Genomic DNA, 24,402 nt, shown 5'->3' on the forward strand with positions numbered 1-24,402 from the left:
CGCGTCGCGCGCTGCGCCCCCACCACAGGATTGAAACGATGAGCCAACTGTCCCCCCTGCTGATCGAACTGGGCACCGAGGAGCTGCCGGTCAAGGCGCTGCCGGGCCTCGCCCAGGCGTTCTTCGATGGCGTTGTCGACGGCCTGCGCAAGCGCGGCGTCGCGCTGGAACTGGGCGATGCGCGCCCGCTGTCGACTCCGCGCCGCCTGGCCGTGCTGCTGCCGGGCGTTGGCCTGGAACAGCCGGAACAGCACAGCGAAGTGCTGGGCCCGTACCTGAACATCGCGCTGGATGCCGAAGGCCAGCCGACCAAGGCCCTGCAGGGCTTCGCCGCCAAGGCCGGGATCGACTGGACCGCGCTGGAAAAGACCACCGACAACAAGGGCGAGCGCTTCGTGCACCGCGCGGTGACCCCGGGCGCGAGCACCGCCAGCCTGCTGCCGGAGATCCTGCGCGAGGCGATTGCGGCGATGCCGATTCCCAAGCCGATGCGCTGGGGCGACCACGCCTGGGGCTTCGCGCGCCCGGCGCATTGGCTGGTGCTGCTGCACGGTGCCAACGTGGTCGAGGCCGAGCTGTTCGGCCTGCAGGCCGGCCGTGTCAGCCGCGGCCATCGTTTCCACCACGACCAGGCCGTGTCGCTGGCACAGCCGCAGGACTACGTTGAAGCCCTGCGCGCCGCCTTCGTGCTGGTCGACCCGAGCGAGCGCCGCGCGCGCATCGTCGCCGAGGTCGAGGCCGCTGCGGCCAAGGCCGGTGGCAGCGCCCGCATCACCGACGACAACCTGGAACAGGTGGTGAACCTGGTCGAATGGCCGTCGGCAGTGCTGTGCAGCTTCGAACGTGCGTTCCTGGCGGTGCCGCAGGAAGCGCTGATCGAGACGATGGAGATCAACCAGAAGTTCTTCCCGGTGCTGGATGCCGCTGGCACCCTGACCGAGAAGTTCATCGGCATCGCCAACATCGAATCGAAGGACGTGGCCGAAGTGGCCAAGGGCTACGAGCGCGTGATCCGCCCGCGCTTCGCCGATGCCAAGTTCTTCTTCGACGAGGACCTGAAGCAGGGCCTGGTGTCGATGGGCGACGGCCTGAAAACGGTGACCTACCAGGCCAAGCTGGGCAGCGTGGCCGACAAGGTGGCGCGCGTGGCCGCTCTGGCCGAAGTGATCGCCCGCCAGGTCGGCGCCGACGCCGCGCAGGCCAAACGTGCGGCCGAACTGGCCAAGAACGACCTGCAGTCGCGCATGGTCAACGAATTCCCGGAACTGCAGGGCATCGCCGGCCGCCACTACGCCGTGGCCGGTGGTGAATCGGCCGATGTGGCGCTGTCCATCGACGAGGCCTACCAGCCGCGCTTCGGCGGTGACGACATCGCGCTGTCGCCACTGGGCAAGGTGCTGGCGATTGCTGAACGCGTCGACACGCTGGCCGGTGGTTTCGCCGCAGGCTTGAAGCCGACCGGCAACAAGGACCCGTTCGCCCTGCGCCGCAACGCGCTGGGCCTGGCCCGCACCATCATCGAAAGCGGCTTCGAGCTGGACCTGCGTGCGCTGCTGGCCAGCGCCAACGCCGGCCTGGCCGCGCGCAACGTGCAGGCCGACGTCGGCGAGCTGTACGACTTCATCCTCGACCGCCTGAAGGGCTACTACGCCGACAAGGGCGTGCCGGCCACGCACTTCAACGCCGTCGCCGAGCTGAGGCCGGCCTCGCTGTACGACTTCGACCGCCGCCTGGATGCGATCGGCACCTTCGCCGCGCTGCCGGAAGCCGAGGCGCTGGCTGCGGCCAACAAGCGCATCCGCAACATCCTCCGCAAGGCCGAAGGCGACATCCCGGCCCAGATCGACCCGGCGCTGCTGCAGGAAGACGCCGAGCGCGCGCTGGCTGAAGCGGTCACCGCGGCCATCGACGACACCGGCGCCAGCCTGCAGCACAAGGACTATGTGGCTGTGCTGGCGCGCCTGGCACGCCTGCGCCCGCAGGTCGACGCGTTCTTCGATGGCGTGATGGTCAATGCCGAGGATCCGGCGCTGCGTGGCAACCGCCTGGCGCTGCTGACGATGCTGGGCGAGCGCCTGGGCAAGGTGGCAGCGATCGAGCATCTGTCGAGCTGACGCCCGTATCGGTAGTGCCGGCCGCTGGCCGGCATGGCCACCGCGCATCGGATCGATCTGTGGGTTGCCGGCCAGCGGCCGGCACTACCGGATCACCGCTGGCGGATGTCCATCGGGGTCATTGCCGGCATCGCGCACGATGCCGGCATCCTCGGCTGCGATCACGATGATCGCCACAAAGGCGCGTATTTTGACCGCCACTTAACAACCGATCCCGAATGACGTGATGCATTTCGCATCGTCACCTTCGGTCGGTATGCTGTGCCGCATGCAGCCAAAGAAATACGCCCTGCCGCTGATGGTCCTGTCGCTGGCCGCCACCTCCGTGGCCCACGCGCGCGGCACCATCGACAAGGTGGACATCAAGGGATTGGACAAGGGCGACGACGCCGCAATCATCGAGAACATCCAGGAATCGCTGTCGCTGTACGACACGATCGGCAAGGAACAGGGCGAATCGCGCCTGGAGTACCTGCTGTCACAGGCCGAGCGGCAGACCCGCCAGGCACTGGAACCGTTCGGGTACTACAACCCGGTGATCAAGGTCGAGGCGCCGCGCGAGGACGAGCACGTGCGCGTGCTGATCCATGTCGACAAGGGCACCCCGGTGACCGTCCGCCGCGAGCACATCGACATCACCGGACCGGCGATGTACGACCAGTACCTGCAGGACGATCTGGCCGCGTTCAAGCCGCGCAAGGGCCAGCGTTTCGAACATACGCAGTACGAAGCCAGCAAGATCACCGTCACCCGCCGCCTGGCCGAACGTGGCTATTTCGATGCCGACTACACCCAGCGTCAGGTGCAGATCACCCGTGCCGACAACGCCGCCGACATCGACCTGACCTGGGACAGCGGCCGTCGCTACAACATGGGACCGGTGCGTTTCGAGCAGGACTACTTCGTCGACAAGCTGTTCGATCCGCTGGTGTACTGGGAACAGGGCAGCTACTTCCACGAGGGCAAGCTGGACCGGCTGCGCGAGTCGCTGACCAAGCTGGACTACTTCAGCGTGATCGACATCCAGCCGCGGCCCGACCAGGCCGATGCGAACGGCGAAGTGCCGGTGGATGTGAAGCTGACCCGTGCCAAGCGCACCATCTACACCGCGGGTCTGAGCTACGGCAGCGAAAGTGGCCCGGGTGTGCGCGGTGGCATCGAACGGCGGTGGCTGAACAACCGCGGCCACAAGATGAACACGCAGCTGGACTATGCGCAGAAGCGCAAGAGCCTGGTCACCAGCTACCGCATTCCGGCCTTCAACTGGCTTGATGGCTGGTACACCTTCGCTGCCAGCGCCTACGACGAGCAGACCGACTACATCGACCTGCGCAACTTCAAGCTGATCGCCAGCCGCAGCGGCGAGATCAACGAACACTGGACCGCGATCGCCTCGATCAACGCGCTGCGCGAGCGCTGGCGCTATGCCTCCGGCACCGAATTCACCGACGCGGTCTACAACACCTCGACGCTGGTGTACCCGCAGATGGTCGCCGACTACGTCAACGTCGATGACGAACTGTTCCCGCGCAAGGGCATCAGCGGTACTGCGACGATGCGTGCCGGCGTTGAAGGTGCCGGTTCGGACACCAGCTTCGTGCAGGCCAATGCCGTGCTGCGCTGGTACATCCCGGTGGGCGAAAGCAACCGCCTGATCCTGCGCGGCGAGGGTGGCACCACCTGGACCAGTGATCTGGTGGCGATGCCGCCCAGCCTGCGCTACTTCGCCGGTGGTGACCGCAGCATCCGCGGCTATGCCTATCGCGAGGTGGGCCCGCGGACCCCGGCACCGGACAAGTACGCGCTGGGCGCCAAGAACCTGGTGATCGGCTCGGCCGAGTACGAGCACTATTTCAATGGTGGCCCCTGGGGTGCGGCGGTGTTCGTCGATACCGGCAGCGCCTTCGACAACACCATCGATCTGCATACCGGCGTCGGCTTCGGCGTGCGCTGGAAATCGCCGGTGGGCCCGGTGCGCGTGGATATCGCGCATGGCCTGAACAACCCGGATTCGCAGTTCCAGCTGTACCTCAACATCGGAGCGGACCTGTGAGTACGCCCGCACCCACTCCGAACCCGACCACGCCGCCGCGCGTGCGCTTCTACCGCCGCCGCCGCTTCTGGGCCTGGTCCGGTGTGGGCGTGCTGGGCCTGGTGCTGCTGGCCCTGCTGGCGGTGTACTGGCTGCTGCAGACCGTGGCCGGCCGTGACGTGCTGCTGGCGCAGGTGGTGGCACGGCTGCCGGTGGGCGCCAGCTTCACCTGGGACAAGGTGGACGGCCCGGTGGCCGGTCCGCTGACCCTGTACAACGTCGACTTCCGCTACGACGACATCCATTTCCACGCCGAGCGCGCCCATCTGGAGCCGGACCTGCGCCCGCTGCTGGGCCGCAAGCTGCTGCTGGACAAGCTGGAGCTGACCAACGCAACGTTGAACCTGGCCAAGAGTGACGAGTCTTTCAAGCTGCCGTCGTGGCCCGATTCGCTGCCGCAGATCGAAATGCCGTTGGCGATCCAGGCCGATGCCATCGCCATCGACGGCTTCCGCATCAGCCAGGCCAACGAGCCGGTGATCGACATCAGTCGCGTGCGCGGCGGCATCGAGATCGCCAATGGCGAGTTCCAGGCGCACAAGCTGGTGGTGGACAGCGACATGGGCAATTTCACTGCCCAGGGCCGCTACATCCCGGCCAAGGACTACGAGACCGATGTGACCGTCACCGCGGTGCTGCCGGCGCCGCGTGGCCGCACGGCCGCCACCGTCGGCCTGGTCGCGCGCGGTGACCTGTCGCACATGGAAGTGGCCGTAGCCGGGCGCGCGCCGAAGCCGCTGCACGCGATGCTGGTGTTCGATGGCCGTACCGATCCGAGCTGGAGCGCCAGCATCCGCAGTGACGAGCTGGATCTGGCGCTGCTGTCGCCGGCACTGGCCAGCTCGGCGATCGCGCCGCTGGCACTGGACTTCACCGCCGCCGGCAAGGGCGGCAACGCCAACCTGCGTGGCAAGGTGAAACAGGGCGATCAGGAACTGGAACTGGCACCGTCGGTGGTATCGCTGAAGGACCAGGTGCTGAAAGTCTCACCGCTGCTGGTGAAGGGTCTTGGCGGTGAGGCGCGGCTGGAAGGCACCGCCGATTTCAGCCAGGAAGACCAGCAGAAGCTCAACTTCTCGGTGGTCGCACATGACCTGACCTACGTGCCAGCGGCGGACCCGAACACCGCCGGCAGCGCCCCGGTGCCGGTCACCTTGAAGGAAGCACGCTTCGGCCTGGCCGGTACCCTGAAGGCCTGGGCGGCGATCGGCCGCGCCGAGGTCGAGCGCGACGCGCAGAAGGCACAGCTGCACTTCGATGTGCGCGGCAACGATCAGGCCGCGTCGATCCACCAGCTGCAGGCGCAGACCCCAGGTGGCCAGCTGCAGGTGGAAGGCCAGGTGGCGTGGGCACCGCAGCTGGACTGGGATGCCAAGGCCACGCTGAAGGACTTCGACCCCGGCTATTTCGTGCCGGGATGGAATGGCCGCCTGTCCGGCAACCTGGCCTCCAAGGGCCGCCAGCTGCCGCCGCCGGCAAACGCACCGCCGGGTACCGCCGGCACGTTGGAAGCCACGGTCGATCTGCCGTCGTTGAAGGGCGTGCTGCGTCAGCGCAACCTGGACGCGCAGGGCAAGTTCGCGCTGCAGGGCGCGCAGGGCCAGGGTGACCTGAAGCTGTCGCTGGGCAGCAGCCGGGTGACCGCTTCGGGCAAGGTCGGTGACCGCCTCGACATCGATGCGCGTTTCGAACCGCTGCAGCTGAGTGACCTGCTGCCGGGCGCCGATGGCGGCCTGCGTGGCCAGGTACAGGTGAAGGGCCCGCGCGATGCGCCGGACATCACCGCCGACCTGGTCGGCAACAACCTCAACTGGGACGGCTACGGCGCCGAGAGCGTGAGCATCAAGGGCCACCTGCCGTGGCGTGGCGACAGCGGCACACTGGCGATCCAGGGCCAGCAGGTCAATGCCGGCATGCTGCTGGAACGCTTGAATGTGGATGCGCAGGGCAGTGTCTCCAACCTGCGCCTGGCCGCGCAGACCCGCAACGAGATGGGCGCGATCGAGCTGCAGGGCAGCGTGCGCCAGCAGGGCGCGCAGTGGCGCGGCGAGCTGGCCGCGCTGCGCATCGCACCGGTGAAGGGCGATGCCTGGTCGCTGCGAGCACCGGCGGCGTTCGCGATCAACGGCAGCAACTACACGCTGGGCGAAGCCTGCCTGGCTGCCGCCAGCAGCGGCACACTGTGCGCACAGGCCAACTGGCCGCGCGAGGGCCTGGTGGTGCGCAGTGATGCGCTGCCACTGGCGCTGGTGCAGCCGTGGTTGCCGCCGCAGTCCGGCCGTCGCATCTACCTGCGTGGCGATGTCAGCCTGGACGCGCAGATCCGCCCGCGCGGCAACGCCTGGGAAGGCCATGTGGAAGTGCGCTCGAAGGAAGGCGGCGTGCGCCTGGGTGAGAACCGCAATGCCGTGGGGGACACCACCCGTGGCGAGCTGGTGCGCTACGACCAGTTCTCGCTCAAGCTCGACATGACCCCGGCCAGCATCAAGGGCTACCTGGGCATGGGCTTCCAGGGCAACGGCTTCGTCGACGCCAGGATGCAGACCGGCTGGGAAGCCAGCGCACCGCTGAACGGCGAGCTCTACCTCAACATGTCGCGGCTGTACTGGCTGGAGCTGTTCTCGCCGGACATCGTGCGACCGACCGGCCTGATCGAAGGCCACGTCAGCCTGCGCGGTACGCGTGGCCAGCCGTCGCTGGGCGGTGACGCGCAGCTGAGCAACTTCAAGGGTGAATTCCCGGCGCTGGGCCTGACCTTCGACCAGGGCAAGGGCAGCTTCGTGGCCCAGCCCGATGGTTCGGCCAAGATCACCGCGCAGGCCAACTCCGGCCAGGGCACGCTGTACGTGGATGGTGGCCTGTCGTGGTTCGGCGATGCACAGCCGCTGCAGTTGAAGATCCACGGCGACAACGTGCTGCTGTCCAACACCAGCGAGCTGCGCATCGTCGCCAATCCCAACCTCGACTTCACCCTGGCCAAGGCCGCGATGGAGCTGCGTGGCACCGTGCACGTGCCCGAGGCCGACATCGATCTGGAGCGCCTGGACCGCGGCACCTCGGTGTCCGAAGACGTGGTGGTGCTCGACCCGGCCGATCCGGAAGAGTCGCGTACCTCGCCGCTGGACATGGAGCTGACGGTCAGCCTCGGTGACAAGGTGAAGATGACCGGCTTCGGCCTGAAGGGCGCGCTGACCGGCAAGATGCAGGTCTGGGCCAAGCCTGGCCGCGAAATGACCGCCAATGGCGGGCTGGAAGTGAGTGGCCGCTACAAGGCGTACGGGCAGGACCTGACCATCACCCGCGGCAACCTCACCTGGAACTACAACGCGGTGTCCGACCCGCGCATCAACATCCGTGCCGAGCGCCGGATCGGTGATGTCACTGCTGGTATCGACGTGACCGGGCGTGCGCAGCAGCCGCGTGCGGACGTGTGGTCCGATCCGGCGATGTCGCAGTCCGAAGCCCTGGCTTATCTGGTGCTGGGACGCAGCCTGACCGGCGCCAGCAGCGACCAGACGCAGCAGGTCAATGCGGCCTCGGCGGCATTGTCGGCCGGCAGCGGCCTGCTGGCCTCGCAGCTGGGTGCCAAGCTGGGTCTGGACGATGCCGGCGTGAGCCAGTCGCGCGCGCTTGGTGGCTCGGTGATCGGCGTCGGCAAGTACATCTCGCCCAAGCTGTACGTCGGTTACGGCGTGTCGCTGGTCGGTGCCGGTTCGGTGATCACGCTGAAGTACCTGCTGCGCCGCGGCTTCGATGTGGAAGTGGAATCGAGCACGGTGGAAAACCGTGGGTCGATCAACTGGCGGCGGGAGAAGTAACGATGCGGTAGTGGCGGGGGGGGGGGGGGGGCGCGCGCCAGAGGGACACGCGCAGGGGGGGGGGGGAGCCCCCCCGCGCGCCCCCGCGGCGTGTGGGCCGCCCGGGGGCGGCCCCCTCCCCCTCATCTCCCGAGTTGCGTGGGTTGCCGGCCAGCGGCCGGCACTACCGTGCACGACGCCCCCAACCATCGGCCGTTGCCCCTTCCGCCCCCAGCGGCTATGGTCCCGGGCTGTTCTGTCGTACCGGATTGCCCCATGTCACCACGCAAAGCCCTTCCCACCGCCCTGGCCCTGGGCCTGACCCTCGCCGCCGGCGCCCACGCCGATGAAGGCATGTGGATGCCGACCCAGCTGCCGGAGCTGGCCAAGCCGCTGCAGGCCGCAGGCTTCAAGGGCAATCCGGCCGACCTGGCCAATGTCACCGCACCGCCGCTGAGCGCAGTGGTGCGTGCCGGTGGCGGCACCGGCTCGTTCGTATCGTCGGACGGCCTGCTGCTGACCAACCACCACGTGGCGATGGGCGTGATCCAGTACAACAGCTCGCCCGAGCATGACCTGATCAATGGTGGCTTCATCGCCAGGGACCGCGCCGACGAGCGCCCGGCCAACCCGGACTTCCGCGTGCTGGTCACCGTCGGCTTCGACAAGGTGACCGACCAGGTGCTGGCGCAGGCGCGTGGCAAGACCGGCCGTGCCTACTTCGATGCGGTGGATGCGGCCAGCAAGCAGATCGTGGCCGAGTGCGAGAAGGACGGCAGCGTGCGCTGCTCGGTGGCCAACATGTACTACGGCACCGATTTCTACCGCATCGCGCAGCTGGAACTGAGCGACGTGCGATTGGTCTACGCGCCGCCGCGTGCGATTGGCAACTACGGCGACGAGATCGACAACTTCATGTGGCCGCGCCACACCGGCGACTTCACCCTGCTGCGCGCCTATGTCGGCAAGGACGGCAAGCCGGCCGCGTACAGCAAGGACAACGTGCCCTACCAGGCGCCGGCGCACCTGCAGATGTCGGTGGAAGGTCCGAAGGAAGGTGACTACGCGATGCTGGCCGGTTACCCGGGCATCACCTACCGCCACCGTACCGCGGCCGAATTCGCTGGCCAGATCGATACCGTGCTGCCGCGCCGCGTATCGGTGTTCCAGCAGATGATCGACACCATCGAGGCCGCCAGCGCCAAGGACGCGCAGGCGCGCACCCGCTACGCCTCACAGCTGCAGTCGCTGAAGAACAACCGCAAGCGCGCTGCCGGTGAGCTGGAAGGCCTGTTGCGCAGCGACGCCAAGGCCCAGCGTGCCGCCGACGAGACGGCGATGCTGGCTGCCACCGACCGCAAGTACCAGGGCGATATCAAGGCGCTGCTGACCAACCTGTCGCAGGGCGCGGCGGTGGGCGAACGTGACCTGCTGCTGGACCAGATGGCCGCACAGAGCCAGCTGCTGCGCTCGGCGCTGCTGCTGGAACGCCTGCGCATCGAATCTGCCAAGCCGGACGCGCAGCGCGAGAGTGGTTTCCAGCAGCGCGACCAGGCGATGATCGAAGGCGTGCTCAAGCAGGTCCAGCGCCGCTACGCGCCGGAGGTCGAGAAGGCGCTGCTGACCACCCTGCTGACCCGTTACCAGCAGCTGCCGGACGCGCAGCGCGTGGCCGAGTTCGATACGGCCTTCGGCCGTACCCCGGAGCAGCTGGCGAAGGCACTGGACACCCTGTACGCCGGCACCCAGCTGGGTGAAGAGGCACAGCGCCTGTCCCGTTTCGCTGCTGCGCGCGAAGGCAAGGCGCTGGCTGCCGATCCGCTGATCACCGTGGCCGCCCCGCTGGTGGCCGCGCAGCTGCGCATCGAGAACGAAAGCAAGACCCGCGAAGGCGAGCAGCTGCGCCTGCGCCCGGCCTACATGCAGGCGCTGTTCGCCTGGCGTGCCAAGCAGGGCCGCGCGGTGTACCCGGATGCCAACCGCACCCTGCGCATCAGCTACGGCAAGGTCGAAGCGCTGCATCCGCGCGACGGCGTGACCTACTCGCCGGTGACCACCGTGGCCGGCATCGTCGAGAAGAACACCAACGCCTATCCGTTCGATGCGCCCAAGCCGCTGCTGGCCGCGATCGGCAAGGGTGACTTCGGCAGCACCGCCGACCCGGCGCTGAAGACCCAGACGGTCAACTTCCTGACCAACCTGGATACCACCGGCGGCAACTCCGGCTCGCCGGTGCTCAACGCCAAGGGCGAACTGATCGGCCTGAACTTCGACAGCAACTGGGAATCGGTCAGCGCCAGCTGGTGGTTCGACCCGCGCTACAAGCGCGCCGTGCACGTGGACATGCGCTACCTGCGCTGGCTGCTGGCCAAGGTCTACCCTGCGCCGGAACTGCTGAAGGAAATGGGCGTGCCGGCCCAGTAATGCCGGCTCCTGGTGGGTGCCCACCGTTGGTGGGCACGGAGGCCTCCGTCACGACCAACGGTCGTGACCCACCGTCGCGCCACCCTTGCGCCCCTCCGTCGTGACCTACCATCACGACCAACGGTCGTGATCTACTGGCCCCTGTCCTGACGGAAACGCGCGCGTGGTCTCCAGCTGGATCCTGCTGCTGGTCTCGGTTGCCTATGCCGCGCTGCTGTTCGGCGTGGCGTGGTGGGGTGACCGTCGGCCGATGTACCCCGACCGGCCGTGGCTGCGGCCGGTGGTCTACAGCCTGGCACTGGCCGTGTACTGCTCGTCGTGGACGTTCTACGGTGCGGTCGGTACCGCCGTGCGCAACGGCGTGGGCTACCTGCCGATCTATATCGGTCCGTTGCTGCTGCTGTTGTTCGGCTGGCGCATCATCGAGCGCCTGGCGCTGATCGCACGCAGCCAGAACGTGGTGTCCATCGCCGACTTCATCTCTTCGCGCTTCGGTCGCTCGCGGCGGCTGGCGGCGCTGGTGGCGATCATCGCGCTGATCGGCATCATTCCGTACCTGGCCCTGCAGTACAAAGCGGTGGCGATGAGCCTGCAGGTGCTGACCGGCAACACCGGCCCGACCGGCTTCTTCACCGATCCCGCGCTGTACGTGGCGCTGCTGATGGCATTGTTCGCCACCCTGTTCGGTACCCGCCAGGTCGATGCCACCGAACACCACCACGGCATGATGCTGGCGATCGCCTTCGAATCGGTGATCAAGCTGTTGGCGATGCTGGCCGTGGGCGTGTTCGCCTACCTGTGGCTGAGCAACCGCACCGACGCGGTGGTTGAATCGGTGCATACGCTGTTCACCGGCCTGCCGCCGGTGGGCTTCATCTCGCAGACCCTGCTCAGCTTCCTCGCCATCATCTGCCTGCCGCGCCAGTTCCACGTGGCCGTGGTCGAGTGCGGTGACGTGCGCGATGTGCGCCGCGCGCGCTGGATGTTCGGCGGCTACCTGGTGCTGATCTCGGGCATGGTGCTGCCGATCGCCACCGCCGGCGTGACCCTGTTCGGCACCGGTGGCAGCGTCGCCGACGACTCGATGGTGCTGGCCCTGCCGCTGGCCGAGGGCCGCAACGCGCTGGCGCTGATCGCCTATGTGGGCGGCTTCTCGGCGGCCACCGGCATGGTGATCGTGTCGTCCATCGCGCTGGCCACCATGGTCAGCAACGATCTGGTGATGCCGGTGCTGCTGCGCCGGAGCGGTGACCACCAGGAGGCCGCCGACGTCGCCTCGCGCGTGCTGTGGATCCGCCGCCTGGCGATCCTGCTGCTGGCGCTGATGGCCTACAGCTACTACCGCAGCAGCAGCAACGACAGCACGCTGGCCTCGTACGGCCTGATGGCGTTCGCGGCGGTGGCGCAGTTCGCGCCCGGCCTGATCGGCGGCCTGTACTGGCGCGGTGCCAGCCGGCGCGGCGTCGAGGTGGGCATGCTGCTCGGCTTCGCCACCTGGCTGTACACCCTGCTGCTGCCGGCGATGACGATGGCCGGCTGGGTCGATGCTGGCTGGGTGCAGCACGGCCCGTTCGGCATCGAGTGGCTGCGCCCGCAGCAGCTGTTCGGCATGACCGGCTGGGACCCGCTGACCCACGGCACGTTCTGGTCGCTGCTGGTCAACGCGGCGACGATGATGCTGGTGTCCGCGCGCTGGCGGCCCGGTGTCGATGAGCGGCTGCGTGCCGCACCCTTCCTCGACCCGTATGCCGAGCGCCCGTCGGTGGCCGGTGGCTGGCCCGGTCATGTGCACGTGGGCGATCTGCTGGCGCTGGCTTCGCGCGTAGTGGGTGAACGCCATGCACGACGTTCGTTCTTCGAACAGGCGCAGTCACTGGGCCGTGAACTGCAATCCTCGGCACCTGCCGACCGTCCGTGGGTGCAGTTCACCGAGCGCTTGTTGGCCGCATCGATCGGTGCGGCGTCGGCACGCCTGCTGCTGACCAGCCTGCTGCGTGGCTCGGGCATGGATCTGGGCGAAGTGGTGGCCGTGCTGGACGAAGCCGGGCAGGAGCTGCGCTTCAACCGCGAAATCCTGTCGACCACGCTGGAGAACATCAGCGCCGGGGTCAGCGTGGTCGATCCGGACATGCGGCTGACCGCATGGAATCGCCGCTACCAGGACATGTTCGGCTACCCCGACGGCATGCTCTACGTGGGCCGCCCGGTGGCCGACCTGATCCGCTACAACGCCGAGCGCGGCGAGCTGGGCGAGGGCGATATCGAAGTGCAGATCAACCGCCGCATCGGCTACATGCGCGCCGGTTCACCGCACGTGTTCGAGCGCACCCGCAGCGATGGCAAGGTGATCGAGATGCGTGGCCAGGCGCTGCCTGGTGGTGGCTATGTGACCAGCTACAACGACATCACCGACTACAAGCACGCGGAAAAAGCACTGTTGGAGGCCAACGAGACGCTGGAACAGCGCGTGGCCGAGCGCTCGCATGAGGCCGAGGTTGCGCAGCAGTCGAAGACCCGTTTCCTGGCGGCGATCAGCCACGACGTGCTGCAGCCGTTGAACGCGGCGCGCCTGTTCGCCTCGGCACTGCGCGACAGTGATCACGTGAGTGACGAGCAGAAGCATCTGGCCGAGCGTGTGGACGCTTCGTTGCGTGCGGCCGAAGAGCTGCTCGATGGCCTGCTGGATGTGTCGCGGCTGGATGCCGGCGGCCTGCATCCGGTGATCGGCGAGTTCGACGTGAGCGCGTTGATGCGTGAGCTGGCCGCGCAGTACACCCCGGTCGCGGCTGGCCGCGGCCTGCGCCTGGACCTGTTCGCACGCCCTGCGTGGGTGCGCAGTGACCGCCGCCTGCTGCGCCGCGTGCTGCAGAACTTCCTGGCCAATGCGCTGCGCTACACCCGCCAGGGCCGCATCGTGCTGGCCGTGCGCCAACGCGGCGATGAAGTGGAACTGCAGGTGTGGGATACCGGCCCCGGCATTCCCGAGCACCATATGCGGCAGATCTTCGACGAGTTCCACCGCTACCAGCAACCATTCGACTGGGGCGAACAGGGATTGGGCCTGGGCCTGTCGATCTGCCAACGCATCTCGCGCCTGCTCGACCATCGGTTGAACGCACGCAGCCGGGTCGGCAAGGGCTCGATGTTCTCGATCATCCTGCCGCGGGTGGCACCGCTGCCGGGCTACACCGAGCTGGCCACACCCGCACAGACCGTCGCCGCGCCAGTACGCAGCGATTCGCTGGCGGGCCTGCGCGTGCTGTGCGTGGACAACGACGAGGAGATCCTCGACGGCATGCGCGCACTTCTCGGCCGTTGGCAGGTGCAGGTGATCACTGCGGCCACCGTCGACCAGGCGCTGGAGAAGATCGCCGAGCACCCACAGGTGATGCTGGTGGATTACCACCTGCACGACCGCATGGACGGCCTGGATGCGCTGGTAGCGCTGCGCGAGGCGGCCGGTTACCCGCTGCCGGGCGCACTGCTTACCGCCGATGGTCGCGACGAGCTGAAGCGGATGGCGCGCGAACGCGGCTACCGCGTGCTGACCAAGCCGATCAAGCCGGCCTCGCTGCGCGCCTTCCTGGGCGCGCTGCGCGACGCTCAGTAGTGCCGGCCGCTGGCCGGCAACCACGCAATCGCTCGCTCTCGGCGTTTTACCCCAGGCCGTGCAGGTGTTCGTACAGGATCGTCGCGCCGATGATCACCAGGATCACGCCGCCGATGATCTCGGCACGCTTGCCGACCATGCTGCCCAGCACGCGGCCGAGCATGATGCCGACAGTGACCATGGTCAGCGTGCACAGGCCGATGACCGCTGCCATCACGCCGATATGCACGTCCATGAAAGCCAGGCCGATGCCCACCGCCATGGCGTCGATGCTGGTGGCGAAACCGGTCAGCGCCAGCTTCCAGAAGCCGTGGTGCTGCGAGGGGTCTTCGTCTTCGTCGGCACTGTCCGGGCGCAGGCCGTTGTAGATCATGTGGATGCCCAGCGCGCCGAGCAGGCCGAACGCGATCCAGTGGTCGAAGGCTTCGACGTACTGCAGGGCGGCACGGCCGAGCAGCCAGCCGATGATGGGCGTGATCGCCTCGATGACGCCGAAGATGATGCCGGCACGCAGTGCGTCGCGGAATACCGGCTTGCGCATGGCCGCACCCTTGCCGATTGCAGCGGCGAACGCATCGGTGGACATGGCAAAGCCGATCAGGAGGATCGAAATGGGGGACATGGGCGGCGGCTGAGGTCGGGCTAGGACGGACGCACGGCCTGCGCTCGCGCCCAACCTGACGTTGCGCGCGCGGGCCGCTGGTCTCGCCAACCATCATGGTTGTCCACGCCACGGCGCACTGGCCGAGTATGTTGACGTGGACGATTCCTGCGTAGGAATCCGGCTACTCCCCAAGGGGACGCGCAGCTTAGCATCGCGATTCACGCGCGGCGCATTTCCAGCGAAACGCGCAGGCAGGGCTGGTTTGTATAGCGATGGCTATATCGAGAGCGCAGCCGTGCCTGGTTGTGCCGGCCGCTGGCCGGCAGGTGCAACGTCAAAAGCGTGCCATGCAAGCTTGGCACCTACCGGAGCTGTGCCTGATGGTGGTGGGCCATGCCTGGAGGCCTGGGACCATCCGGACAGCCTTCGCGAACGAAAGCGATCAACGTGCGGATACTTTCGATTCTGTTGAGGGCAGGGTGAGAGGTTGCTCAACGGCTGGGCGGGTCATTGAACTGATCTGGAACTGACACCAGTCACCTATGATCTGCAGATTCGCAACCCGCTGCGGATCGTCCTCCCCGCTGGGCCCCACTGCACGAATGCGCAATGCAGCGATGCTTCTCTCGAGATCGTCGACATGGGTGAACAACTGCTCATTGGCTGCATATTCAAGATCGGCGAAGAGCCGCTGGTACCTTGAATAGCCGAGATCAGGCATGAACCTGCCACTCACGCGCCAGGATTCATATCGGAAGCACTGGACTACACCAATCTTCAAGCCGTCGGTATCGATCAGTGTCCAGGTGTCCATCGTTCCGGGCGGGAAGTTGGAACGTCCAGCTTGAGACCGAATCCATCATCCCGCCAGAGCTGATTGCGTCCTCGGCGGGGCTGGGCAAAAGTGCCAAGCAAGCTTGGCACCTACCGAAGCGATTTCAGGCGGTTTCAGGCCAATGCCGGCCAGCGGCCGGCACTACCTTCAGTCTTCTTCCGGCGGCAGCACGATGGCGTCGTCGTCGATCGCCAGCTTGCCGGCCATCAGCACGGCCTGGGTGCGGTTGGTGACGCCCAGCTTGCGCAGGATGGCGGTGACGTGGGCCTTGATCGTCGCTTCGGAGACGTTGAGGTCGTAGGCGATCTGCTTGTTCAAGCGGCCGGCGCCCAGCATCTGCAGCACGCGGAACTGCTGCGGGGTCAGCTCACGCAGGCGCTGGCCGACTTCGCGTTCCTCGCTGCCGGTGGGCGGCACGTTGTGCGCTTCCGGCGGTGCCCAGGTCTCACCATCGAGGATGGTGCCCAGTGCGTGGCCGATGGTGTCCGAATCCGCAGACTTCGGAATGAAGCCCAGCGCGCCGTGGTCGAGCGCTCGGCGCATCACCGTGGCTTCTTCGCGCGCGGACACCACCACCACCGGCAGCTGCGGATGCAGCGAGCGCATGTGCACCAGCGCGTTGAAACCCTGCGCACCGGGCATGTTGAGATCCATCAGGACCAGGTCGGCGTCGTTGTGCTGGTCGGCCAGCGCGTACAGCGCTTCCACGCTGTCGGCTTCGAACAGCTGCACGCCGGGGATGACCCGCTGTACCGCCCCACGCAGGGCTTCGCGGAACAGCGGGTGGTCATCGGCAATCAGGAGGGTGGTCATGGGTCGAGCTTATCGATCAGGAAAAAGAGCGACGTGATGGCAGGTGCAGGACGAGTCGGACACGGCCGGGTCCCTCCTCCCGGCCACGTCCCTGGCGCGTCCTGCGCCTGCGGTCACGCCATCAGCGCACCTTGCGCTCGTCCACCAGCGACGCCACCACCGACGGATCGGCCAGGGTCGAGGTGTCGCCGAGCTGGTCCGGCGCGTTCTCGGCGATCTTGCGCAGGATGCGGCGCATGATCTTGCCCGAGCGGGTCTTCGGCAGGCCCGGCGCCCACTGCAGGTGGTCCGGCGTGGCGATCGGGCCGATCTCCTTGCGTACCCAGGCGACCAGTTCCTTCTGCAGCTCGTCGCTCGGAGCCTCTTCGGCCACCAGGGTGACGTAGGCGTAGATGCCCTGGCCCTTCACGTCGTGCGGGAAGCCGACCACGGCCGCTTCGGCCACCTTCGGGTGCGAGACCAGAGCGCTTTCCACTTCGGCGGTGCCGATGCGGTGGCCGGACACGTTGATCACATCGTCCACGCGGCCGGTGATCCAGTAGTAGCCGTCTTCGTCGCGGCGGCAACCGTCGCCGGTGAAGTAGCTGCCCGGGTAGGTGCGGAAATAGGTATCGATGAAACGCTGGTGGTCGCCGTACACCGTGCGCATCTGGCCCGGCCAGGAATCGCGGATGATCAGGTTGCCCTCGGTCGGGCCGTCCTGGATCTCGCCATCGGCATTGACCAGCGCCGGCTGCACGCCGAAGAAGGGCAGGGTGGCCGAGGCGGGCTTGAGGTCCATCGCGCCGGCCAGCGGCGAGATCAGGATGCCGCCGGTCTCGGTCTGCCACCAGGTATCGACGATCGGGCAGCGGCTGTCGCCGACCACCTCGTAGTACCAGCGCCAGGCTTCCGGATTGATCGGCTCGCCGACGCTGCCGAGCAGGCGCAGCGACGCGCGCGAGGTCTTCTTCACCGGCTCTTCGCCTTCGCGCATCAGTGCGCGGATGGCGGTCGGGGCGGTGTAGAAGATCGACACCTTGTGCTTGTCGATGACGTTCCAGAAGCGCGAGGTGTCGGGGTAGTTCGGCACGCCTTCGAACATCAGCGAGGTCGCGCCGTTGGCCAGCGGGCCGTACACGATGTAGCTGTGGCCGGTGACCCAGCCGACGTCGGCGGTGCACCAGTAGATGTCGTCCTCGCGCAGGTCGAACACCGCTTCATGGGTGTACGCCGCGTACAGCAGGTAGCCGCCGGTGGTGTGCAGCACGCCCTTCGGCTTGCCGGTGGAACCGGAGGTGTAGAGGATGAACAGCGGGTCTTCCGCGTTCATGCGTTCCGGCTCGCAGGTAGCCGGCTGGCTGTCCACCACATCGTGGAACCAGCGATCGCGCGGCGCCTGCATGTCCACCGCGCCACCGGTGTGGCGCACTACCAGCACGGTTTCAACCGTGTTCGTGCCGGGCAGCTTCAACGCTGCATCGACGTTGGCCTTCAGCGGAATCCTTCGACCACCGCGCAGGCCCTCGTCGGCGGTGATGATCAGCTTGCTCTGGCAGTCGCTGACGCGGTCGGCGATCGAGTTCGGTGCGAAGCCACCGAACACCACCGAGTGGATCGCACCGATGCGCGCACAGGCCAGCATGGCCACGGCGGCGTCGACGATCATCGGCAGGTAGATGGTGACCCGATCGCCCTTCTTGACCCCGAGGTTGCGCAGCGCATTGCCGAGGCGGCAGGTGCGCTCGTACAGCTCGCGATAGGTCACGTGCTGGGCCGGTGCATCCGGGCCATCCGGCTCGAACAGCAGGGCGGTCTTGTCGCCACGCTTCTCCAGCTGGCGGTCCAGGCAGTTCACACTGGCATTGAGCTCGCCATCTTCGAACCACTTGATGTGGAAATCGGACAGGTCGTAGCTGACGTTCTTGATCTTCGTCGGCTTGCGCATCCACTCCAGGCGCTCGGCGGCCTTGCCCCAGAAACCATCCGGGTCGGTCACCGAAGCCTGGTACTGCTGTTCGTACGACGTCTTGTCGATGCGTGCCTTGGCGGCGAACTGCGGATCGACGGGGTAGATATCAGCCATGGCACCCTCACTTGCACGTTGACTTTGTATGTGCGGTCGCAGCATCGCAGCGACCGATCCCCTTCAGTTTGCCCCATCCACCCCCGGCCGCGTCACCACCCTGGTTAGACCATGGTCGAAAGTGAGCGCCCAGCAGGGCCGGGTTCGACCAATGGCGAATAGCCGCTATACATAATCGCCCCGCAGTCTCGGCTCGACCGTGCCCCACGCGCGGCATCACCTTGCCACTTGGGAGAGAGGGCAACATGAGCCACCGTACGTTGAAAGCCGTGCGCAAACCTTTGGCGGCCTGCCTGTTGGTCGCCCTGGTCGCACCGGGCATGGCGTTCGCTGAGACCGCCAAAGAGAAAGCGCTGGAAGCACGCGTTGCCGAACTGGAACGCCAGGTCCAGCTGCTGCTGTCTTCGCAGCAACAACAACAGACCCAGATCAGCCAGACCCAGCAGGCCGTAACCGAAGTCCGCACCGTGCAGGCCGAGCAGAAGCCGGTCGCTTCGGTGCCGGCCGGCAAGCAGCCGATCCAGATCACCACCATCACCCCGGGCGCCGCGCCGGGTACCACGGTCAAGATCGGCGGCTTCATCAAGGCCGACTTCCTGGCCACCCAGACCAGCGATGGCCAGCTGGCCGACGACGCCACCGGCCGCTCGCTGTACCTGCCGGGCCAGACTCCGGTAGAAGGCGCCGGCGGCAGCGGCAAGCGTTCGGGCACCGACTTCAACGCCCATGCCAAGTTCTCGCGCTTCAACCTGGGCATCGACAACGTGAGCGAATCGGGCAACAAGGCCGGTGCGTTCTTCGAGATGGACTTCTTCGGCAATTCGCTGGGCAACCAGACCGCGACCAATACCTACGGTGTGACCCTGCGCCACGCCTACATGTACTGGAACAACTGGATGGCGGGCCAGACCTGGTCCAACTTCATGGACGCGGCCGCACTGCCGGAAGCGGTCGACTTCGTCGGCCCCACCGACGGCGTGATCTTCGTGCGCCAGGCGCAGGTGCGCTACACCCAGGGCGGCTTCAGCGTCGCGCTGGAAAACCCGGAAACCACCACCCTCACCGGTACCCGCAACCCGGTTACCGGCGCCTGGACCAACGCCAGCGCCAACTCCGATCGTGGCAGCCTGCCTGATCTGACCATGCGCTACGGCTGGAAGGGCAACTGGGGCACGTTCGGCGTCGGCGGCATCGTCCGTCAGCTGAAGGTCGACAACCAGGCCACCGGCGCCAAGGCCGACAAGGTGGCCGGCGGCCTGACCCTGGGCGGCAAGTGGGTGATGGGTGACAGCGATTCTCTGCACTACCAGCTGACCGGCGGCGAAGGCATCGCCCGCTACATCGGCCTGGGCATCACCGCCGACAGCGCCTACGACGTGGCCCGCGACGAGCTCAACCCGACCGGCGTGCTTGCCGGCTACGTGGGCTGGCGGCATGCGTTCTCGCCGAAGCTGCGCACCAACCTGATCTACGCGCGCAGCGACTACGACAACGACAGCATCCTTGGCCCGCTGGTGACCAAGAGTGTGCAGAGCATCCGCGGCAACATCTTCTACTCGCCACTGCCCAAGGTCGATATCGGTGCAGAGCTGATGTATGGCCGTCGCGAAGTGGAGAACGGCAACAAGGGTGACATCACCCGGTTGCAGTTCACCACGAAGTACAGCTTCTAAGAGCGTGCCGGCCAGCGGCCGGCACCTACCGAATTGTGTGCCGACCAACGGTCGGCACCCACCGACCCAGGTCGGCATCTACAGAGGGAAAACGTCCCATGTCCAGCACTGCATCCAGCCCGCACAATGCGGCGGGCACCCTGACCAAGGGCCACAAGAAGGTCATCTTCGCCTCGAGCCTCGGTACGGTCTTCGAGTGGTATGACTTCTTCCTGTACGGCTCGCTCGCGGCCATCATCGCCAAGCAGTTCTTCAGTGGCGTCAATGAAACCACGGGCATGATCTTCGCCCTGCTGGCGTTCGCTGCAGGCTTCTTCGTGCGTCCGTTCGGCGCGGCCTTCTTCGGCAGCCTCGGCGACCGCATCGGCCGCAAGTACACCTTCCTAGTCACGATCCTGATCATGGGCATCTCGACCTTCCTGGTCGGCGTGCTGCCCAACTACGCCTCGATCGGCTTCGCCGCTCCGGTGATCCTGATCATCCTGCGTCTGGCCCAGGGCCTGGCGATGGGCGGCGAGTACGGCGGTGCCGCCACCTACGTGGCCGAGCATGCGCCGGACGACAAGCGCGGCCTGTACACCAGCTTCATCCAGTGCACCGCCACGCTCGGCCTGTTCATGTCGCTGCTGATCATCCTGGCCTGCCGCTACTTCCTCGGCAACGAAGCCTTCGAAGCCTGGGGCTGGCGTATTCCGTTCCTGGTCTCGATCCTGCTGCTGGGCGTGTCGGTGTGGATCCGCCTGCAGCTGAGCGAGTCGCCGCTGTTCCAGCAGATGAAGTCCGAGGGCAAGGGTTCCAAGACGCCGTTCCGTGACAGTCTGAAGGGCGGCAACCTGAAGCTGATGCTGCTGGTCCTGCTCGGCGCTGCAGCCGGCCAGGCCGTGGTCTGGTACGGCGGCCAGTTCTACGCGCTGTTCTTCCTCAGCAGCATGCTGAAGGTCGATGCCACCACCTCCTACCTGCTGATCGCCGCCGCGCTGGCGCTGGGCGTGCCGTTCTTCATCTTCTTCGGCTGGCTGTCCGACCGTATCGGCCGCAAGAAGATCATCCTCGCGGGCTGCCTGCTGGCCGCCGTCACCTACATCCCGATCTTCAAGGGCCTGACCCACTTCGCCAACCCGGCCATCGAAGAAGCCCGCAGCAGCTCGCCGGCCCTGGTCGTGGCCGATCCGAACACCTGCTCGTTCCAGTTCGATCCGGTCGGCCTGCGCAAGTTCACCAGCTCCTGCGACGTGGCCACCGCCGCGCTGACCAAGGCCGGCGTGCCGTACGACGTGCAGCCCGCCGCCGCCGGTTCGCTGGCGATGGTGAACGTGGGCAGTGCCAGCGTCACCTCGTATGAGGCCGCCGGCCTGACCAAGGAAGACGGCAAGGCCAAGGCCGATGCGTTCGGTGCGGAACTGAAGACCGCCCTGACCACCGCCGGCTACCCGGCCAAGGCCGATGGCGCACGCATCAACATCGCCGGCACGATCTTCATGCTGTGGCTGCTGGTGCTGTACGTGACCATGGTCTACGGCCCGATCGCCGCCTACCTGGTCGAACTGTTCCCGACCCGCATCCGCTACACCTCGATGTCGCTGCCGTACCACATCGGCAACGGCTGGTTCGGTGGCTTCCTGCCGGCGATCTCGTTCGCGCTGGTGGCCGGTACCGGCAACCTGTACTACGGCCTGTGGTACCCGATCATCATCGCGCTGATGTCGGTGGTGATCGGCGGCCTGTTCCTGCGCGAGACCAAGGACGTGGATATCACCAAGTAACCGGCGTGCCGACCAACGGTCGGCACCCATCGGGTTTCAGGGGCCGCGGTGCAGACCGCGGCCTTTCTGTTTGGTAGTGCCGGCCGCTGGCCGGCAAATGCACGATGTCTGCCGGAGATCCATGGGGCTGCCGGCCAGCGGCCGGCACTACCATTGCGTTGCACAGCACGCCGTATAGTCGGTCCATGACCACCACCACGCCGACCGAGCTCCCCGCCGTCCTGCTCACCCTGCGCAGTGCGTGGCAGGCCCAGCGCCCCTCGCTCGACCAGCGCGAAGCCGACCTGCGCCGCCTGCGCGAGGCATTGAAGCCGCGTCTGGACGAAATGGCCCAGGCCATCGCCGAGGACTTCGGCCACCGCGCTCACACCGAGTCGAAGCTGGCCGATGGCATGAGCGTGCTGTCGGCCATCGACCACCTGCGCCGCCACCTGCGCCGCTGGTCGAAGCCGCAGCGGGTGGGCGCCGGTTGGCGACTATGGCCGGCGCGCGCGCAGCTGCGGCCGACGCCGCTGGGGGTGGTCGGGGTGATTTCACCGTGGAACTACCCGGTCACGCTGGCACTGGTGCCGTTGGCCACCGCCATCGCCGCCGGCAACCATGTGCTGCTGAAGCCCTCCGAACACACACCGCGCACCAGCGCGTTCCTGGCCGATCTGCTGGCCAGTGTGTTCCCCCCCGATCGGGTGGCGGTGGTGCAGGGTGGGGCGGATGTGGCGGCGGCGGTTTCATCGCTGCCGCTGGACCATCTGCTGTTCACCGGCTCGACGGCGGTTGGCCGCAAGGTGATGGCTGCCGCCGCCGAGCATCTGGTGCCGGTCACGCTGGAACTGGGCGGCAAGTCGCCGGCCATCGTCTGCCGCGATTTCCCGCTGGACAAAGCCGCTGCGCGGCTGGCCACCGGCAAGTGGTTCAACGCCGGGCAGACCTGCATCGCGCCGGATTACGTGCTGATCGACACCGCGCGCCAGCGCGAGTTCGTGCAGTCGCTGCAGCACCAGGTGCGCGAACGCTACGGCGATTTCAGCAGCGCCGACGACTACACGCGCATCATCAACGAAGGCCAGTACCGGCGCCTGCAGGGTTATCTGGCGCAGGCGCGCGAACGCGGCGTGCCGGTGATTCCGCTGGCGCAGGTGGATGAGGCGCGCGCCGACCGCGAGCGCCTGCTGGTGCCGACCGTGGTGCTGGACCCGCCGGACGACCTGGACCTGATGCGCGAGGAGATCTTCGGGCCGATCCTGCCGGTGCGGGCGTACCCGGATCTGGATACGGCGCTGGCCGACGTGCTGTCGCGCGATCGGCCGCTGGCGCTGTATCCCTTCAGCCAAGACAAGGCGACGGTGGAGCGCATCCTCGGCCAGGTGGTGGCCGGCGGGGTGACGGTGAATGACACGCTGCTGCACTTCGCCGCCGATGGCCTGCCGTTTGGCGGGGTGGGGGCCAGCGGCATGGGCGCGTACCACGGCCGGGCCGGGTTCGATGCCATGGGCAAGCGGCTGCCGGTGCTGTGGCAGTCGCGCTGGGCTGCCAGTGACCGGCTGCGGCCGCCGTATTCGAAGATTGCGGGGTTGTTGAAGCTGTTGCTGCGGTAGTGCCGGCCGCCGGCCGGCAACTGCAGGGTCTTGCCGACGGTTCATGGGGTTGCCGGCCAGCGGCCGGCACTACCGGTGGGTGCCAACCCGCGCGGCCCCTTCCGGTGGGTGCCAACCTTGGTTGGCACGCGTGAACCCCTTGCGCCAACCAAGGTTGGCGTCTACCAAACCTGGGCCGGGTAGAATGGCCCCCATGAAAATCGCCTCGTGGAACGTCAATTCGCTCAATGTCCGCCTGCCGCACCTGGAGCAATGGCTCAAGGCGTTCGGCCCGGACATCGTCGGTATCCAGGAAACCAAGCTGGAGGACCACAAGTTCCCCGATTCGGCGCTGATCGCCGCGGGCTACCGCAGCGTGTTCGCCGGCCAGAAGACCTACAACGGCGTGGCGCTGCTGTCGCGTGAGCCGGCGCAGGACGTGCAGATCGGCATTCCCGGCTTCGAGGACGAGCAGAAGCGCGTCATCGCCGGTACCTTCGGCGACCTGCGGGTGATCAACCTGTACGTGGTCAACGGCCAGGACATCGGCACCGACAAGTACGAGTACAAGCTGCGCTGGCTGGAAGCGGTGCATGCCTGGATCGCCGAAGAACTGCAGCGGCACCCGAAGCTGATCGTGATGGGTGACTTCAACATCGCCCCGGACGCGCGCGATGTGCACGACCCGGAGGTGTGGAACGACAACCACATCCTGACCTCCACCGCCGAGCGCGGCGCGCTCAACAAGCTGCTGCAGCTGGGCCTGCACGATGGCTTCCGCCTGCACAACGACGAGGCGGGCACCTTCAGCTGGTGGGATTACCGTGCCGCGGGTTTCCGCCGCAACCTGGGCCTGCGCATCGACCTGACCCTGGTCTCCGACGCGCTGAAGGGCAGTGCGGTGGCCTCGGGCATCGACCGTGAGCCGCGTACCTGGGAGCGCCCGAGCGACCATGCGCCGGCGTGGGTGGAAGTAGAGTCGAGGGGGGGAGGCGGAAGTAGCCCACCCTCTCTCCACCGCCGCCAGACACAAGCGGG

At 67.0% G+C, this 24,402-nt stretch carries 14 protein-coding genes and 1 riboswitch; of the genes, 10 read left to right on the plus strand and 4 right to left on the minus strand.

Going from position 1 to position 24,402, the window contains the following annotated elements:
• Window positions 1–38: 38 nt before the first annotated feature.
• The 6 genes from glyS (at window position 39) to V3B25_RS18490 (ending at window position 14,037) form a co-directional block, all read left to right on the plus strand.
• On the plus strand, window positions 39–2,114 hold the full coding sequence (gene glyS / locus V3B25_RS18465) for a glycine--tRNA ligase subunit beta (protein WP_329811232.1): 2,076 nt from the start codon (window positions 39–41) through the stop codon (window positions 2,112–2,114).
• 33 nt (window positions 2,115–2,147) lie between these two features.
• On the plus strand, window positions 2,148–2,336 hold the full coding sequence (locus tag V3B25_RS18470; RefSeq protein ID WP_329811234.1) for a hypothetical protein: 189 nt from the start codon (window positions 2,148–2,150) through the stop codon (window positions 2,334–2,336).
• Window positions 2,337–2,370: 34 nt separating this feature from the next.
• Complete coding sequence (locus tag V3B25_RS18475) at window positions 2,371–4,167, plus strand: autotransporter assembly complex family protein (protein WP_080291770.1); 1,797 nt, start codon at window positions 2,371–2,373, stop codon at window positions 4,165–4,167.
• Window positions 4,164–8,024, plus strand: a complete 3,861-nt coding sequence (locus V3B25_RS18480) for a translocation/assembly module TamB domain-containing protein (RefSeq protein WP_329811235.1) — start codon at window positions 4,164–4,166, stop codon at window positions 8,022–8,024. Before V3B25_RS18475 ends, V3B25_RS18480 begins: the two co-directional genes overlap by 4 nt.
• A 255-nt stretch (window positions 8,025–8,279) precedes the next feature.
• Window positions 8,280–10,427: a S46 family peptidase gene (locus tag V3B25_RS18485; protein ID WP_329811237.1), complete on the plus strand. Its 2,148-nt coding sequence runs from the start codon at window positions 8,280–8,282 to the stop codon at window positions 10,425–10,427.
• 163 nt (window positions 10,428–10,590) lie between these two features.
• Window positions 10,591–14,037 (plus strand): PAS domain-containing hybrid sensor histidine kinase/response regulator, encoded by a 3,447-nt coding sequence (locus V3B25_RS18490; RefSeq protein WP_329811239.1) that lies wholly within the window; start codon window positions 10,591–10,593, stop codon window positions 14,035–14,037.
• Between the two features lie 46 nt (window positions 14,038–14,083).
• Here V3B25_RS18490 and V3B25_RS18495 read toward each other — a convergent pair whose 3' ends face one another.
• From V3B25_RS18495 to acs, 4 genes are all read right to left on the minus strand, one after another.
• Complete coding sequence (locus V3B25_RS18495; protein ID WP_032128462.1) at window positions 14,084–14,659, minus strand: manganese efflux pump MntP family protein; 576 nt, start codon at window positions 14,657–14,659, stop codon at window positions 14,084–14,086.
• A gap of 88 nt (window positions 14,660–14,747) precedes the next feature.
• A riboswitch (yybP-ykoY riboswitch) is annotated at window positions 14,748–14,837 on the minus strand.
• A 246-nt stretch (window positions 14,838–15,083) separates the two neighbouring features.
• On the minus strand, window positions 15,084–15,455 hold the full coding sequence (locus tag V3B25_RS18500) for a hypothetical protein (RefSeq protein ID WP_329811241.1): 372 nt from the start codon (window positions 15,453–15,455) through the stop codon (window positions 15,084–15,086).
• Between the two features lie 168 nt (window positions 15,456–15,623).
• On the minus strand, window positions 15,624–16,289 hold the full coding sequence (locus tag V3B25_RS18505) for a response regulator transcription factor (RefSeq protein ID WP_005420420.1): 666 nt from the start codon (window positions 16,287–16,289) through the stop codon (window positions 15,624–15,626).
• A 121-nt stretch (window positions 16,290–16,410) separates the two neighbouring features.
• Complete coding sequence (gene acs, locus V3B25_RS18510) at window positions 16,411–18,354, minus strand: acetate--CoA ligase (protein WP_329811243.1); 1,944 nt, start codon at window positions 18,352–18,354, stop codon at window positions 16,411–16,413.
• Window positions 18,355–18,599: 245 nt separating this feature from the next.
• Between acs and V3B25_RS18515 the strand changes: the two genes are divergently transcribed.
• From V3B25_RS18515 to xth, 4 genes are all read left to right on the plus strand, one after another.
• Window positions 18,600–20,027: a DcaP family trimeric outer membrane transporter gene (locus V3B25_RS18515; protein WP_049424275.1), complete on the plus strand. Its 1,428-nt coding sequence runs from the start codon at window positions 18,600–18,602 to the stop codon at window positions 20,025–20,027.
• 98 nt (window positions 20,028–20,125) lie between these two features.
• Window positions 20,126–21,790: an MFS transporter gene (locus V3B25_RS18520; protein WP_049446920.1), complete on the plus strand. Its 1,665-nt coding sequence runs from the start codon at window positions 20,126–20,128 to the stop codon at window positions 21,788–21,790.
• Between the two features lie 185 nt (window positions 21,791–21,975).
• Window positions 21,976–23,385, plus strand: a complete 1,410-nt coding sequence (locus V3B25_RS18525) for a coniferyl aldehyde dehydrogenase (protein WP_329811246.1) — start codon at window positions 21,976–21,978, stop codon at window positions 23,383–23,385.
• Window positions 23,386–23,578: 193 nt separating this feature from the next.
• Window positions 23,579–24,402: exodeoxyribonuclease III (xth, locus tag V3B25_RS18530; RefSeq protein ID WP_329811248.1), on the plus strand; the 824-nt coding region annotated here is incomplete at its 3' end.

The sequence above is a fragment of the Stenotrophomonas sp. SMYL8 genome, from assembly GCF_036320065.1.
Classification (GTDB): domain Bacteria; phylum Pseudomonadota; class Gammaproteobacteria; order Xanthomonadales; family Xanthomonadaceae; genus Stenotrophomonas; species Stenotrophomonas maltophilia_A.

What these genes read in the sequence shown, in the direction of transcription:
- glyS (WP_329811232.1), top strand. Translation starts at nt 39, where the DNA reads ATGAGCCAACTGTCCCCCCTGCTGATCGAACTGGGCACCGAGGAGCTG.
- V3B25_RS18470 (WP_329811234.1), top strand. Translation starts at nt 2,148, where the DNA reads ATGGCCACCGCGCATCGGATCGATCTGTGGGTTGCCGGCCAGCGGCCG.
- V3B25_RS18475 (WP_080291770.1), top strand. Translation starts at nt 2,371, where the DNA reads ATGCTGTGCCGCATGCAGCCAAAGAAATACGCCCTGCCGCTGATGGTC.
- V3B25_RS18485 (WP_329811237.1), top strand. Translation starts at nt 8,280, where the DNA reads ATGTCACCACGCAAAGCCCTTCCCACCGCCCTGGCCCTGGGCCTGACC.
- V3B25_RS18495 (WP_032128462.1), bottom strand. Translation starts at nt 14,659, where the DNA reads ATGTCCCCCATTTCGATCCTCCTGATCGGCTTTGCCATGTCCACCGAT.
- V3B25_RS18500 (WP_329811241.1), bottom strand. Translation starts at nt 15,455, where the DNA reads ATGGACACCTGGACACTGATCGATACCGACGGCTTGAAGATTGGTGTA.
- V3B25_RS18505 (WP_005420420.1), bottom strand. Translation starts at nt 16,289, where the DNA reads ATGACCACCCTCCTGATTGCCGATGACCACCCGCTGTTCCGCGAAGCC.
- acs (WP_329811243.1), bottom strand. Translation starts at nt 18,354, where the DNA reads ATGGCTGATATCTACCCCGTCGATCCGCAGTTCGCCGCCAAGGCACGC.
- V3B25_RS18515 (WP_049424275.1), top strand. Translation starts at nt 18,600, where the DNA reads ATGAGCCACCGTACGTTGAAAGCCGTGCGCAAACCTTTGGCGGCCTGC.
- V3B25_RS18520 (WP_049446920.1), top strand. Translation starts at nt 20,126, where the DNA reads ATGTCCAGCACTGCATCCAGCCCGCACAATGCGGCGGGCACCCTGACC.
- V3B25_RS18525 (WP_329811246.1), top strand. Translation starts at nt 21,976, where the DNA reads ATGACCACCACCACGCCGACCGAGCTCCCCGCCGTCCTGCTCACCCTG.